Source organism: Halomonas sp. SIMBA_159 (assembly GCF_046536035.1).
GTDB classification, from domain to species: Bacteria; Pseudomonadota; Gammaproteobacteria; order Pseudomonadales; family Halomonadaceae; genus Vreelandella; species Vreelandella venusta_A.
In genome coordinates this window covers 1-235 of sequence record NZ_JAWJBT010001650.1, presented here as the reverse complement: position 1 = coordinate 235, position 235 = coordinate 1, and the positions used below count along the sequence as shown (strand labels likewise).

Genomic DNA, 235 nt, shown 5'->3' with positions numbered 1-235 from the left:
CGACTGACTTCACTTCACACTGAATCGACATTCTGTTCCTCTATTCCAAAGTCAGTACCAGATCGCTGCGGGCCATAGCCAGGCAGGGAAATATCCATCCCTCAGCCTGCTCTTTCTCCGTCAGCACCGGTGCCAGCCGGTAAGTGACCTCACCCGCCAGCTTGCGGCATAAACAAGTGGCACACGCCCCGACCTGACAGCGGTGGGGAAAAGCCAGTCCTGCCCGGCGTGCTGC

General features: G+C 58.7%; 1 protein-coding gene. It reads right to left on the bottom strand.

Annotated features, from left to right (window positions below; all coding sequences use genetic code 11):
- Window positions 1-40: 40 nt before the first annotated feature.
- A partial coding sequence (locus R0J87_RS24800; protein WP_498889692.1) for a 2Fe-2S iron-sulfur cluster-binding protein occupies window positions 41-235 on the bottom strand: 195 nt, incomplete at its 5' end.